This is a genomic window from Rhodothermaceae bacterium (assembly GCA_009838195.1).
Lineage (GTDB): Bacteria > Bacteroidota > Rhodothermia > Rhodothermales > Bin80 > Bin80.
In genome coordinates this window covers 76,288-88,941 of the sequence record VXSC01000008.1, presented here as the reverse complement: position 1 = coordinate 88,941, position 12,654 = coordinate 76,288, and the positions used below count along the sequence as shown (strand labels likewise).

9 protein-coding genes are annotated in these 12,654 nt (G+C 52.2%); 4 read left to right on the top strand and 5 right to left on the bottom strand.

Translation table 11 applies throughout. The features are described 5' to 3' along the window. The first annotated feature begins 91 nt into the window (after window positions 1-91). Both F4Y64_01705 and F4Y64_01700 read left to right on the top strand, forming a co-directional pair. Window positions 92-1,576 (top strand): glutamate--tRNA ligase, encoded by a 1,485-nt coding sequence (locus tag F4Y64_01705; GenBank protein MXX96314.1) that lies wholly within the window; start codon window positions 92-94, stop codon window positions 1,574-1,576. 4 nt (window positions 1,577-1,580) lie between these two features. Further along, the gene (locus tag F4Y64_01700; protein MXX96313.1) at window positions 1,581-1,973 is read left to right on the top strand and encodes an ACT domain-containing protein; all 393 of its coding nucleotides are present in this window, start codon (window positions 1,581-1,583) and stop codon (window positions 1,971-1,973) included. On the opposite strand, the gene F4Y64_01695 is transcribed toward F4Y64_01700, so the two are convergent. The 5 genes from F4Y64_01695 to F4Y64_01675 all read right to left on the bottom strand — a co-directional run bounded on the left by F4Y64_01695 (window position 1,931) and on the right by F4Y64_01675 (window position 9,376). Continuing rightward, complete coding sequence (locus tag F4Y64_01695) at window positions 1,931-4,195, bottom strand: glutamine--tRNA ligase/YqeY domain fusion protein (protein ID MXX96312.1); 2,265 nt, start codon at window positions 4,193-4,195, stop codon at window positions 1,931-1,933. The genes F4Y64_01700 and F4Y64_01695 overlap by 43 nt on opposite strands. Window positions 4,196-4,347: 152 nt before the next feature. Continuing rightward, a complete protein-coding gene (gene meaB, locus F4Y64_01690) occupies window positions 4,348-5,325 on the bottom strand; it encodes a methylmalonyl Co-A mutase-associated GTPase MeaB (GenBank protein ID MXX96311.1) in 978 nt (325 codons plus the stop codon). After that, complete coding sequence (scpA, locus tag F4Y64_01685) at window positions 5,303-7,420, bottom strand: methylmalonyl-CoA mutase (GenBank protein MXX96310.1); 2,118 nt, start codon at window positions 7,418-7,420, stop codon at window positions 5,303-5,305. The genes meaB and scpA overlap by 23 nt, the downstream gene beginning before the upstream one ends. Further along, the gene (locus tag F4Y64_01680; GenBank protein ID MXX96309.1) at window positions 7,410-8,831 is read right to left on the bottom strand and encodes a hypothetical protein; all 1,422 of its coding nucleotides are present in this window, start codon (window positions 8,829-8,831) and stop codon (window positions 7,410-7,412) included. The genes scpA and F4Y64_01680 overlap by 11 nt, the downstream gene beginning before the upstream one ends. 14 nt (window positions 8,832-8,845) lie before the next feature. Further along, a complete protein-coding gene (locus F4Y64_01675; protein MXX96308.1) occupies window positions 8,846-9,376 on the bottom strand; it encodes an RNA methyltransferase in 531 nt (176 codons plus the stop codon). An 11-nt stretch (window positions 9,377-9,387) separates the two neighbouring features. On the opposite strand from F4Y64_01675, the gene F4Y64_01670 reads away from it, so the two are divergent. Further along, complete coding sequence (locus F4Y64_01670) at window positions 9,388-10,053, top strand: (d)CMP kinase (GenBank protein MXX96307.1); 666 nt, start codon at window positions 9,388-9,390, stop codon at window positions 10,051-10,053. A 154-nt stretch (window positions 10,054-10,207) separates the two neighbouring features. Continuing rightward, window positions 10,208-12,654: 30S ribosomal protein S1 (locus tag F4Y64_01665; protein ID MXX96306.1), on the top strand; the 2,447-nt coding region annotated here is incomplete at its 3' end.

The window sequence follows — 12,654 nt, the reverse complement described above, 5'->3', positions numbered from 1 at the left end:
AAAACCCATCCGACAAGGTGGTATGCCATAAGCGGACGCTGGATGGTCTCATGTTTCCTTGAGATGAATCAATCACAATTATTCAAACTTCATCGTGGGTACGCAAGAATTCAATCGCTCGTCAATCCGTGTTAGATTTGCTCCAAGCCCCACAGGTTATCTGCACATTGGGGGCCTAAGGACCGCGCTTTATTGCTACCTGTTTGCGCGCAGCCAGGGAGGTCATCTGGTTCTTCGCATAGAAGACACCGATCGTGCACGGTTTGTCGCCGATGCAGAGAATGATATCGCTCAGGCATTATGGTGGTGTGGGTTGGAGGTTAATGAGGGGCCGGAACAGGGAGGTAGCTATGGTCCCTATCGCCAGTCAGAGCGCCAGTCTCTGTATGTGAAATACGCAGAGTCGCTAGTGGCCTCCGGGCATGCTTATTATGCGTTTGATTCTCCAGATTCGATTGCTGCACTCCGGAAAACCAATGCGGCGTACGGTATAGGGACGCGGCGTCAAATGGATAACAGCCTGACTCAATCCGGTGACGTTGTTCAACGGCGGTTGGATGCAAAAGAAGAGCATGTCATTCGACTGCGTGTTCCTGAAAACGAAACAGTGCAGTTCCATGATCTCATCAAAGGGACTGTAAAGGTCTCTTCTGAAAGCATTGATGATCAAGTTCTGATCAAGTCGGATGGCATGCCGACCTATCATTTAGCGAATGTAGTGGATGACCACCATATGGCGATTTCTCATGTAATCCGAGGTGATGAGTGGATTCCTTCTACACCCAAACATATTCTGCTTTACAAGATGCTTGGCTGGCAGCCGCCCAAGATGGCGCATTTGCCGTTGATTTTGAGCCCAACTGGCGGAAAACTCTCCAAGCGGAGTGCTGAGCGACAAGGGATTCCAATCAATGTGCGGGATTATCGTGCACGTGGGTTCGAGCCTGAGGCTGTCGTGAATTTTCTTGCTTTCCTGGGATGGAATCCCGGATCGGAAGAGGAAGTTTTCGGGCTCAAAGATTTAGAGCAGGTATTCAGCCTGGAACGGGTTGGTTCAGCACCAGCACAATTCGACCTGAATAAGCTGAACTGGTTCAATGGCCAACATCTTCGACGTTTGGATATCGAAGCACTTGCCAATCGGGCTCTGCCATTTCTTGAAGCACACGGTATTCAGGTCCAGGATCATCGCTTTTTGCAGGAGGTGTGCCTTCTGGTTCGCGACCGAATGGAGCACGCGGAGGATCTCTCCACTCGATTCAGCTACTGCTTTGTAGATCCAGAAAGGTTTGATCCGGCTGGTGTCAAAAAACGGTGGAAGGCAGATGCAGCAGACTTGGTACAGGGGTACGCCGACCGCCTGGAGGCAATTAAATCGTTTGACGAAGAAACGCTTCAAACGGAACTGAGAGCGTTAGCAGAGGAGCGTGGAGTAGGAGCGGGGCGGATCATCCATCCGGTGCGGCTTGCAGTCAGCGGAACTACTGCTGGGCCAAGCCTCTTCGCACTTCTTCATGTACTAGGTCGGGATACATGTGTCCGACGCCTACGGAATGCAGTCCACCTTCTGGACTGATGCAATGGTGCTAATAGAATATCCAGAGCCTTTTGCAGTACTCCGCTTTCCACCTGCAAGCAAAATTCCCGTGTGGGCAGAACGAGGACCGTTTACATCAATCACACGAACACCACAAGAGCTTGCTGTGATTTGTCAGGAGTCCCAGATTCCACCAGAGCAGGCTGCAGAGCGCGGATGGTATCTGATGGGTTGTCAGGGTCCATTGGATTTTTCCGCTGTAGGGATTATGGCTGAGCTTGCGGGGACACTGGCGGATGCAGATCTCTCAATCCTAACGATTGCAACCTATGACACAGATTATTTTTTGATTCGAGATCTGAATCGGGCCCGCACTGCACTTCGAGAAGCCGGTCACGAGGTGATTCGGGCAAGTTCCTCGGAAACCAGCATCTGAACCTGTTTTGGGTTCGCTTTTCCATGCGAGCGCTTCATGACCTGTCCCACAAAAAAGCTGAGTAGTCCAACCTTACCGGCCGCGTAAGCCTGTACGCGGTCGCTATATTCGTCCAGAACATCAGCAATCATTTTTTTGAGTGCATCGGGGTCGCTCACAATTGAATCCTGCACGTGGGCAAGCAGCTCAGTGGGAGATTCATCGGTGGTAAGCATGAGCTTGAGTACTTCACGGGTTTCGTGCGAGCTGGCAACCCCACAGTCAACCAACTGGACTAACTGTGAGAACTTATTCGGTCCAAAAGGAAGGCCCGAGAGCGAACGATCTTTTAGAGCGGGCAGAAGCTGATTCGCCATCCAGTTTCCGACAGACGCGGGTGGGGCGGATTCCGAAGCTTCTTCAAAGAATGCCGGTGCGCCCGGTACCTGATAAATGGCCAGACCTGTTGCCGCATTCAGTCCACTTCGCTGCAGCCACTGTTTCTCGTCCGGTGTCAAGGGGCGCTGAGTGCTCTGGGGTTTACTTTTTTCGACTGCGGCCACAGCTGGTTTGCTTTTTGCTTTCGATGAGGAGTCCCGAAGGGGGACAATGCAATTAAAGACGGGCTGGGATTCCTCAATGAATTTTGGATCGCGCCAGTAATATCCAAGGCGGGCGAACTGGTACCTCTGATCAAGCGGGTCATTCGCCACACTCGGCTCAATATGTGCATGGCTATGCTCGATGAGAGAAGAAGGATTGAGGTCGGCCCAGATCTCCCCTTCTGATGTGGGCACAGATAATAAGTAGTGATATTCCCGGACCGTGATCGGCAGGGACCGCTTGGCATCCACCCAGTGGATGGTCCCTTGGGGTTTCGGCTGAGAAGTATGCGAAGAATTCGTTCCACTTCGCGCACCTTCGATCAGTTCACAGTGCAAGTGAACTGCCTGTCCATGATCATTTTTCTCTACATGGGTACAGCGGATGATGTATGCATGGCGCAACCGAACAATCCCACCCGGAGTCAATCTTCGGAAGCCTTTCGGTGGATCGTCGGAAAAATCACTCCGCTCAATCAAAATTTTGTTAGAGAACGGGAGGGAGCGAGTACCTGTACGCGGAATATCGTGAGGCCAGTAGGGGGCCTGGATATTCTCTTCATGATCTTCCGGCAAGTTCGTCAGTGTGACCGGGAGAGGATCCTGGACACAATGAATGCGTGGGGCATGCTGATTCAGGTTATCCCGAATGCAGTATTCCAGGAGGGAGGGATCGTGTGTGCTGTCAACCTTGGTCGTTCCAACCGATTCACAAAATGTCCGGACTGCTTCGGGACGTATCCCCCTTCGTCTGAGTCCGGCCAGAGTGGGCATGCGCGGATCACTCCAGCCATCTACAACATGTTCTTGGACTAGGTCCAACAACTTGCGCTTTGAGGTCACGCTGTATTCTAGATTCAGCCTCGCAAACTCGTATTGCCGAGGGCGGGGGTCAATCTCAAGAGCATCCAGATACCAGTCGTAGAGGACACGGTTGGTAGAAAACTCAAGAGTACAGATCGAATGTGTGATTCCCTCAATCGCATCCGATTGTCCATGTGCCCAGTCATAGAATGGATAGATGCACCACTGATCCCCTCTGCGGTAATGTGTCGCATGTCGAACACGATACATGAGTGGGTCGCGCATTTTCATGTTTGGATGTGCCATGTCAATCTTGGCACGAAGGACACAGGCACCATCGTCAAACTGCCCCATACGCATGGCTTCGAACCGATCCAGGTTTTCTTGCGGTGAGCGGTCACGATACGGGCTATGGCTCCCAGGAGAAGTAACGGTGCCCCGCATTCCCCGGATAATATTTTCTGGAGAATCATCGACGTATGCCAACCCCTTTTGGATAAGTTGGCATGCCCACTCATACAGCGTCTCAAAGTAATCGGAGGCGTAGTACTCGTGCTCGCCCCAATCGAAGCCCAGCCATCGTAGATCTCGCTTGATGGCGTCAACGTATTTCTGGTCTTCTGTTTCGGGGTTTGTGTCATCAAAACGTAAGTGACATTGACCGCCGTACTCGGCGGCCAACCCGAAATTCAGGGTGCTGCTCTTTGCGTGCCCAATATGCAGAAATCCATTCGGTTCGGGTGGAAATCGCACAACGATGCGTTCATGTGTCCCTGCATCAAGGTCCCTGTTGATGATCGTTCGGATAAAATCGCTAGTAGTTGATGATTGTGCCATTGAATCAGAATGGGGATTTATGGATTATCTAGGTTGTGTTTCAGTCAATGGATAGGGAAACAGGATGACCCTTGCGGCATAGAGTTTTTTCTCTGACATAATGAACCCCGCCATACATGGCATGCAGGGCAGAGTCAAACGAATTGCAAATCTCATAGATCACGAAGTAAAATGTGAGCTGCCTCGTTGACCGTGCACTCGCCCTGGATGACTTGTTTCTGAAGTTGCTGCAGTTCATGCTGAAGATCTTTAGATTTGCTGAAGCGTGTCAAAAAGAGTTCTTTTGCGGCTTCAAAGATCGCAAATTTGATCTGCTCATGCCGCCTTCGATCGAGTTGTCCGTTTTTTCTTGCTGTGTGCTCAAATTCCTTAATTGCATCCCAGATATCTGCAGTCCCGGTATTTTCGAGTGCACTGCTGATCATGACTTTGGGAATGGCGGAGCGGTTTGGAGAAAGGGCAAGTGCACGCCGGTAGGTTTTGGCAGTAAGGGAGGCCTTCTCTTTCAGGGGGCCATCTGCCTTGGAGACGGCAATGAGATCTGCGGTCTCAAGAATGCCGCGTTTGATTCCCTGTAGTTCGTCGCCGGCATGTGCCAGTACCAGTAAAAGGACCACGTCAACTGTCTGCCGTGCGGCATACTCCCCCTGGCCGGTACCGACCGTCTCAACCAGGATAGGGTTATATCCCGCAGCATTGCAAAGAAGGATTGCAGAGCGTGTGGCGTGGGCAAGCCCACCCGTGATGGTTCCAGAAGGGGAGGGGCGAATGAATGAGTCAGGATGTTTTGCAAGCCGGGGCATACGTGTTTTATCACCTAGAATACTCCCACCGGTTCGGGGGCTGGATGGATCAATCGTCAGGACAGCAACCTTGTTTCCAGACTCAACCAGATGCATCCCAAGTGCCTCAATGAACGTGCTTTTCCCGACTCCCGGAGCACCAGTGACTGCAACGCGGAGCGCGGTATCCGTTCTGGGAAGCAGAGAGCTGAGTAGACGTTCCGATGTTTCCCAGTCCGCCTCCAATGTACTTTCGAGAAGTGTAATCCCCTGGCTGAGGCTCATGCGATCCCCAGCAAGAATCCCCTCCGCCAATGATTCAATTTCAGGATTTCGGAGCATGATCATCCAGTAAACGGTGCAGAATCGTAATTGCTGCCTCTGCGATGACGGTTCCAGGGCCGAAAATTTCACGGACCCCCGATTGGTGAAGTAAGGGGTAGTCCTCGGCTGGAATGATTCCTCCGACAACGACTTCAATGTCGGCCCGGTGATGCTGCTCCAAAATCTTCATGAACTCAGGTACAAGCGTTCTATGAGCGCCAGCAAGACTGGAAATTCCCGTAATATGGACATCGTTCTCAATCGCTTGGCGAGCCACTTCTTCAGGGGATTGAAAGAGCGGTCCCACATCAACGTCAAATCCCAGGTCGGCAAATGCCGTGGCAATCGCCCGTGCCCCACGGTCGTGCCCGTCCAGGCCAAGCTTTGCGACCAAGATCCGCGGTCGGCGTCCTGAGCGGTCTGCAAACTGATCTGCAAGGAAGCGGGCGCGATCAGTAGCTTGATCGGTTTCCATAACGGCAGAGTAAATACCGGTAACGGTTTCGTTGTGGGCAGTGTAACGGCCAAATACGGTTTCGAGGGCACTGGAGATCTCTCCCAGCGTCGCACGATCCCGCGCTGCCTCTACTGCGGCGTCCAGTAAATTTAAGTTCTTTTGGGATGCGGCAGCGTGTAGGTTTTCCAGAGACGCACGTACCTTTGTCATATCCCTGGATTTCTTCAGTTCTTCTAATCGGCGGGACTGATTGGCGAGAACTTCCGCATTGTCGACTCGAAGTAGCGGGATCTCGGTATTTGCCCCGGATTGGAAGGCATTCACGCCGACAATGATTTCGTCCCCCCGATCAATGTGTGCCTGTTTGGCGGCCGCGGCTTCCTCGATCCTCATCTTAGGAAAGCCGGTCGCAATGGCCTTCGTCATGCCTCCCATTGACTCAATTTCTCGAATATGCTTCCAGGCCTGATGCGTTAATGCATGAGTTAGATGCTCAACCAGGTAGGAGCCTCCCCAGAGGTCAATCGTGCGGGTCAGCCTCGATTCCTCCCGCAGAATCAGCTGCGTATTGCGGGCAACTCTGGCCGCGTGTGTTGAAGGAAGTGCAAGTGCTTCATCCAGTGCATTCGTGTGTAGCGATTGGGTTTGGCCGCAAACGGCAGAGAGTGCCTCAAGGGTCGTACGAGCTACATTATTGTGGGGATCCTGTGCAGTAAGGCTGTAGCCTGAGGTCTGGCAATGCATGCGCAGGGCCATGGACCTCGGGTTCCGGGGAGCAAATGACTGCATGAGTCTAGCCCAGAGCAAACGGGCGGCCCGGAGCTTGGCAATCTCCGTAAAATGATCCATGCCAATCCCGAAGAAAAAGGAGAGTCTCGGTGCGAAGGAATCAATCTCCAGGCCGCGATCAAGACCGGTGCGTACGTATTCGAGTCCGTTGGCAAGTGTGTAGGCAAGCTCCAGGTCAGCTGGCGCTCCGGCTTCGTGCATGTGGTACCCGCTGACAGATACGGGATTGAAGCGGGGCATCTTATGGGCACACCATTCAATAATGTCCCCTGCAATACGCATGGAAGGTGCGGGCGGGTAGATATAGGTGTTGCGCACCATGAATTCTTTCAGAATGTCGTTCTGAATCGTACCGCTAAGCTGGTTGGGTTGCACCCCGAATTCCTCTGCCGCTACGATGAAAAATGCCATGATGGGCAACACCGCACCGTTCATGGTCATGGACACGCTCATATTTTCAAGCGGAATATCTGCAAACAGGATCCGCATGTCCTCAACACTGTCAATTGCAACTCCCGCCTGTCCAACATCACCATGGACGAATGCATGGTCGGAGTCATATCCTCTGTGTGTCGGGAGATCAAAGGCGACCGAGAGCCCGCGTTGGCCTGCCGCGAGCGCATTTTTGTAAAAAGTGTTGGATTCTTCTGCCGTGGAAAATCCGGCATATTGCCGGATCGTCCATGGGCGCATCGTGTACATGGATGCATAGGGGCCGCGCAGGAAGGGGGGGATGCCTGCAGCATAATCCAGATGCTCAAATGCTTCCATGTCGGCGGCGCCATACTGGAGGCTTTTTTCGCTGGTCTCAGGCTCAATCCCAGAAGAGGTCTTGGATCGCTGGAAGGGGATGGATGCAAAATCAGGCCGCATGATTCTCCAGCAGTTGTAAGAGACGGTCGGCAGCAAGATGAAGTGGCTCCCCGATAGAGAGGTGAACCGCTTCATTTTGAGTGTTCTGGGCCAGAAATCCTTCCTTGGTCTCCGTGACGGTAAGATCTGCTTCTCCAGAATGGATCGTGCATGCACATAAATCCAAAAGACGTTCAAGCCAAAGGTGGTCGCACGTGCCGTGAATCATGACACGCGTCTGGCTACCCATCGCCTTTGCGCGAAGGCGGATATGTTCAAGTGGGGCGGCAATGCTCCTTGTTTGCGGGGCTGTTTGCTTCACCTGATCAGAGAGGTATGTATTGACACCCACGATGATCTCCTTGCCGGTGTATACCGCGGTTTTTCGCTGCACATCTGCATGTTGGATTTCTTCCTTGATCCAGGGGGTTGCTTTTTGTAATCCCCCGGATGCTTCAATCTTTTGAAAGAGTTTCCAGGCAGCGTGCCCAAGAGCATCTGTCAGGTGCTCAATCATCCAAGATCCTGCTGCTGCATCCACAATGACACCGAGATTCCCTTCGTGACGTAATATTTGCTGTATTCGCAGGTTCGGTCCAGTACCGGAGGAGACCACCACGTTACAGCCCCCGAGAATCGCGGCCGCATGCTGGAGGGTCTGACGGACCAGGTGCGTATCGGGATCCAGCACCGACTCATAGCGACGGCTTGGGACTCCCACGACAGGAATGGTCTGCATCTGCACAGAATAGGCCTGCAGAACCTCCCTCACACACAGGCGCAGTGCACGCAATCGAGCAATGTCTAATGGATAGCGCTCCCCAACCGGGACACGAAAGTAGACATGCTCAGCGCTGCAGTCAGGTGTAAGCTCCGCCATCAGGTCAGATAATTGTGCCAATCCGCAGGCCATCTCCTGCACATGAGTTGCGCCCTGGTCATGCCAGGTCTCAAGGTCAATGCACTCCGTCCATAACCCGGTTCCCGTTGCGGCCTGCAAGTTTGTACGGCTTGATTGTGGTCCGGGGAGGATGGCTGCGCCACGAAGCTGTACAGATTCATGTCCTTTTTCCTTCGTACTGGTGCGGAGAGCTTGGATAAATTCCAGATCTACCCCTTCGCCGCGGAAAAAGAGAGGGATCCTTCCAAGGGGCAGCTCTTCTGGAACAGGGGTCGGCTCCGGCAGGACAAATCCCAGTGCTTCTGCACCAGCATCCAGGGCAGCCGCAGCATCTTCTAGATCAACATCAGCACGGATGAGCCATCCGCTGTGATCAAGTATAGGAGACGGCTGCGATGCACCACGTCGATAATATGGCTGGACTGCAATTCCCTCGATGGGTTGCCAAGATAGATCGTCCGAGATTAGATCCTGCCATTGTTTGTCCTCCACAGCGGGGAAAAAATTCAGTAAGTCAAGAGGCTCTATCATCTGTATAAGGATGATCACTTATTCCGCAGGATCTTAATGAGGTCGAAGATAACGATGCCGTAGGCGACGGCCACATTCAGGGACTGCTTGGCACCATATTGTGGGATCTCCAAGGCATAGTCTGCCTGATTGATCAGGGACTGGTCTACCCCGGAGAGCTCGTTACCGATGACCAGACAAAGCGGAAAATAGTCATGGGAGACCGCGGAAACGGGTATGGAAGAATCGGTAAGTTCCAAGACAGCGATGGTATAGCCCAAGCTGCGTAAATGATCAATTACAACCGTTGCGTCTGGTTCGTAGCTCCAAGGCACCGTGTCCTGGGCACCGAGGGCAGTCTTGTGCATTTGAGGATTCTCGGGAGTTGCCGTAATTCCCGTGAGGAGTATACGTTCAACAAGGGCACCATCCGAGCTGCGAAAGATGGAGCCTACATTGTGGACTGATCGTATATTGTTCAGCACAACGGTGACCGGGTGACGTGGCAGCAACCGGACCTGATCGGCAGATGGTCGATCAATTTCTTCATGACGGAGTTTTCGCATCTTAAGTTGAAGTGATTGTAGCAATTGACGGTACGGCTGCGTCGGGTAAGAGTACCATGGCGCATCAGGTTGCTGAAGTCTCGGGATTCGTATTCATGGATTCTGGTGTGATGTATAGGGCAGTGGCGTTTGGGTTCCTTAAGCACGATATAGAAAGTACCGAGCGCGGTGCTGCGGCCTATCTACCAACGATGAACTTAGAAGTCAATTGTATTCAATCCCGTACGAAGGTTTACGTTGACGAGGAAGACGTATCCTCCCGGCTTCATACCTCCCGGATCACAGAAATGTCCAGTCGGATCGCGATGCTGAGGGGCGTCCGGGAATTTTTGCTGGGCGTCCAACATGGGATCGGGGATCGCTTCGATGAAGATCCGGGGGTGGTTGCAGTTGGTCGAGACATTGGAACGGTGGTCTTCCCGGATGCGAAATGGAAATTCTTCGTCACAGCTTCTCCCGAAGTACGAGCCCGTCGCCGACTTGCCGAGCTTTCTCAAACAGGGATTGAGACCTCCTTTCAGGAAGTCTGCGATGCAATTATTGAGCGGGATCGTCAGGATTCACAACGCGTGATCGCACCCCTCAAAAAAGCGTCCGATGCAATCGTAATCAATACGGATGATCTGACTCCCGATGAGCAGGCAGCTATCGTACTCGAATATATCTTGGAACGATAAATTTTTGGGGATAGTATAAGTGGGCTGCATGGCACCCGTGTCTGTGATTTATATCGCAACTTCCTGCACGTAAGTGTCCCCTTTAAATTTTAAAACCCTCACCTGATGCTGGTGCAAAGGAAGTGCATCCTACCTAACATCGGGTCAAATTTTTATGTCAGAAGAAAAACAAGCAATCGTAGAGGACTCTGTCAACGCGGAAAGTCCAGAGCCAAAGATAGAAGAGAATAATGCCAGTGCACCGCCAAGTTCGGCGGATCAGTCATTGGAGCCTGATCCCAGTACTACCGTCGATACAGCTGATAGTAAACCCGCGGAACCCTCTGAGGTGGCTATTGCTGTAGAGACCGTTACGGAAACACCGGAGGAATCAACTGAATCGGAGACGCCTTCTGATGCTGCCGTAGATACGTCAGCGGCAGAAACATCCGAGGAGTCAACTGAATCGGAAGACGAAGCACCTTCCGATACGACGGAGGTCGCAGATGAGACAGCTTTAGAGCCCTCGGATGCTGCCTCCGGTGACGAGGAGGTCGCCGAATCTCCTGAGGAGCCTCAAGACGCGGAGCCTTCCACCCCGGAAGATATTGGTGAAGAGCCACTCAGGGTAGGATATACAGGAGAAATTCTCGGAGAAGTCATCCCACTTTCCAGCCTAGACGCACAGGCGGGAACCACCGATGAGGAGCAGGCCGAAGCAGAAGAGCTGATCAAACTTATTGATAGTTCACTCAGCAAAGTCTCGAAAGATGAGATTGTAACGGGACGAATTATTTCGATCAGTGACAAAGATGTCGTGATCGATATTGGGTTCAAAAGTGATGGCGTGATCCCCAAGAGCGAATTTTCAGGTGAGTTGAAGGTCGGGGATGAGGTTGAGGTATATCTTGAGCGGATTGAAAACTATCATGGCCAACTCGTTCTCAGTAAAGAAAGGGCAGAGAAAGTTCGACGTTGGGAGCAGGTAGAGGATGCGTTCAAAAACGGAACTGTGTTGGAAGGGACGATCGTCCGGCGGATTAAAGGTGGCATGCTGGTGCATCTGATTGATGGGTTGGAAGCGTTTTTGCCCGGATCTCAGATTGACATGCGTCCTGTGAGAGATTTTGATTCATACTTGGATCGCAAGATGCAATTCAAAATCGTCAAGATTAATGCCGAGAACGAGAATGTGGTCGTTTCCCATAAAGCATTGATTGAGCGTGAGCTCGCCTCTCAGCGAGAGAGCATTCTTTCCACCATGGAGACGGGGCAGGTCCTGGAGGGAATTGCCAAGAACATCACAGACTTTGGGGTATTCGTCGATCTGGGAGGAGTTGACGGTCTTCTTCATATCACAGACCTCACCTGGGGCCGTGTCTCCCATCCAACCGAGGTTGTCTCACTCGACGAGGAGTTGAAAGTTGTTGTGCTTGAGTACGACAAGGAACGTCAGCGTATTTCATTGGGTCTGAAGCAGTTACAGCCTCATCCATGGGAGAATATCGAAGAGCGCTACAAGCCGGGGGATATTGTGGAAGGCAAAGTCGTCTCCATCACGGACTATGGTGCCTTTCTTGAGCTTGAGCAGGGTATTGAAGGGTTGGTGCATGTCTCAGAGATGAGTTGGACCGGACATATCCGCCATCCATCGCAGCGGGTTTCATTGGGACAGGTCGTGAAAGTCTCTGTCTTGAGTATAGACCACGATATGAAGAAAATCTCGCTCGGGATGAAGCAGTTCGAGGTCAATCCTTGGGAAGGTATTGCAACGCGCTATCCTCCCGGGACGGTGCTTCGAGGCCGTGTACGCAACATCACTCACTTTGGAGCTTTCGTTGAAATTGAGCAGGGGATTGACGGGTTGGTACATGTATCCGATCTATCCTGGACCAAAACGATCCGCCACCCTAGTGAATTAATTAAGAAAAGGCAGGAACTCTCGGTTGTTGTTCTGGATGTGGATGAGAAGCGTCAGCGGATTGCTCTAGGACATAAGCAGATTGAGACGAATCCATGGACCAATCTCGCAACGGTTTATGAGACTGGGACGGACCATCAGGCAAAGGTTGTACGGATTGAGCGTAATGGCCTAACGGTGGAGTTGCCTCTTGAAGTTGAGGCTTTTGTACCCAGCAATGAGCTCAAGAACAAGCACGAGAGTGGGTTCCCACCATATCAAGAAGGAGATGAGTTGGATCTCCGAGTGATTCGACTGGATGTGAGCCAAAAAGAAATCGTGATGAGTGAAACTGCCAGACAGAGGCAGGAGCAGGCTCAAGAACGCCAGAAAGAGGAGCACGCTAAGCGTGCGCAGCGTCGATCGGAAGAGAAGGCGGTTCGTCAACATACGAAGCGTGAGCAGGCAGCGAGTGGTCCCACTACGATTGGAGAACTCAGTGGACTTGAATCACTGAAGGCAAAGTTGGAGGAGCAGGAAAAGGCATCCAGTACGAAGGCTTCTGAGGAAGAAGCATCCGATACAGAAGCTTCAGAGACGAAGGCTTCTGAGAAAGAGACGTCCGCTGCGGAAGTGCCGGAGGTGAAGGCTTCTGAGGAAGAAGCACCCGATACAGAAGCTTCAGAGACGAAGGCTTCTGAGAAAGAGACGTCCGCTGCGGA